Below are 1980 nucleotides of genomic sequence, written 5' to 3' on the forward strand. Positions count from 1 at the left end.
GGCCCCGGTCCCGGTGCTGTTCGGGTTGGTCTTGGGCGCCGGGTCGGGGATGTCGGCCATCGGCAGGGACTGCTTGGGGGTGCCGCGCAGGGCCTGGTTCATGGCGTCCCGCCAGATCGGGCCGGGGCCGTCGGCGCCGAAGACCTCGGGGCGGTACTTCCCGTTGATGGTGATGTTGCGCATCTCCACGCCGCCCTGGGGGCCGCCGATCCAGACGGCGGTGGCGAGCTGCGGGGTGTAGCCGTTGAACCAGGCGGCCCGCTTGCGGTCCGAGGTGCCGGTCTTCCCGGCGATCTGCCGGTTGTCCTCCAGGTTGAGCGCCGCGCCGGTGCCGTTGTTCTCGGTCACGCCGTTCAGGACGGTGTTCAGCGCCCGCGCCGTCGACTCGGAGAACGCCTTCTCGCACTGGCCGGCCGGGACGGGGACGTCCTTGCCCTCGACGGTGGTGATCCGGTTGATGGCGACCGGGGCGCAGTGGGTGCCCTGGGCGGCGAAGGTCGCGTAGACGTTGGCCATGGTCAGCGGGCTCATCTCCTCGACGCCCAGGGCCATCGCGGGGACCTCCTCCAGGGGCTTGCCGCTGGCCTTGGTGGTGATGCCGAGCTTGTTGGCCATCTGCTTGACCGCGCAGAGGCCGATCTCCTGCTCCATCTGGACGAAGTAGGTGTTGACCGAGAGCGCCATCGCCATCTTCAGCTGGTACGGGCCCTTCTCGCTCGCGGACTCGTTGGGGACGACCGTCTTGGGGCGGGCGTCGTTCTTCCAGGTCCCTTCGCAGGTCTTCATCGTCGGGTACTCGAGCTTGTTCGGGGACGAGTACTCCTGGGTGGCCGGCAGGCCGGCCTCCAGTGCCGCGGCCGCGACGACCGGCTTGAAGGTGGAGCCGGGCTGGAAGCCGTTGCCGCCGCCCATCGCCGCGTCGACGTTGAGGTTGACGACGGTCTGGTTCTGGTTGGTGTCCAGGCCGTACGGGCGGGTCTGGGCCATCGCCAGGATCTTGCCGGTACCGGGCTCGACCATGGAGGCGGCGGCGGACACGGTGTCGGTGACCCGCACGTTGGTGCTCACCGCGTTCTGGGCGGCGGCCTGCTTGTCCGGGTCCAGCGTGGTGTAGATGTTCAGGCCGCCCTGGTTCCAGAACTTCTTGCGCTCGTCGGCGCTCTTGCCGAAGACCGGGTCCTGCTTGACCACATGGCGCACGTAGTCGCAGAAGAAGCCCATCCCGGCCTGGGCGGTGATGCAACCGTTCTGCGGGGCCTTGAAGTTGAGGCCCAGCGGGGTGGCCTTCGCCTCCTTCGCCTGCTCGGCGGTGAGGTGCTTGTTCTCCAGCATCTTGTCGATGACGGTGTCGCGGCGGTTCTGCGCGGCCTGCGGGTGCAGCTTCGGGTCGTACTGGGACGGGTTCTGCACCAGCCCGGCGAGCGTGGCCGCCTCGGCGACGGTCAGGTCCTTGTTGCTCTTGCTGAAGTAGCGCTGGGAGGCGGCCTCCACGCCGTAGGCGCCGTTCCCGTAGTACGTGATGTTGAGGTAGTTGGTGAGGATCTGCTCCTTCGGCACCTCCTCCTCCAGCTTGATGGCGACCTTGAGCTCCTGGATCTTGCGGCCCAGGGTCTTGCGCTGGGCCTCCAGGACGGCGTCCCGGTCGTCGCCGGCCTGTTCCACGTTGACGTTCTTCACGTACTGCTGGGTCAGCGTGGAGGCGCCCTGGGAGGCGGTGCCGCTCTCCGCGTTCTTGCTGATGGCGCGCAGCACGCCCTTGAGGTCGACGGCGCCGTGCTCGTAGAAGCGGGCGTCCTCGATGTCGACCTGGGCCTGCCGCATGAACGGCGACATCTGCTCGGCGGTGATGACGGTGCGATCGCGCTCGTAGACCTTGGCGATCAGCCCGCCCTTGGCGTCGAAGATCTGGGTGGCCTGGGTGAGCGGCGGGGTCTTGAAGTCGGAGGGGACGTCCTCGAACCCCTCCGCCGTGTTCTTGGC

General features: G+C 68.3%; 1 protein-coding gene. It reads right to left on the reverse strand.

The features are described from left to right. Positions 1–1980, reverse strand: a 1980-nt coding sequence (locus ACIQOV_RS39305; RefSeq protein ID WP_401055677.1) for a transglycosylase domain-containing protein, incomplete at both ends; no start/stop codon positions are given.

The sequence above is a fragment of the Kitasatospora sp. NPDC091257 genome (assembly GCF_044757675.1).
In the GTDB taxonomy this organism is placed as follows: domain Bacteria; phylum Actinomycetota; class Actinomycetes; order Streptomycetales; family Streptomycetaceae; genus Kitasatospora; species Kitasatospora lactacystinica.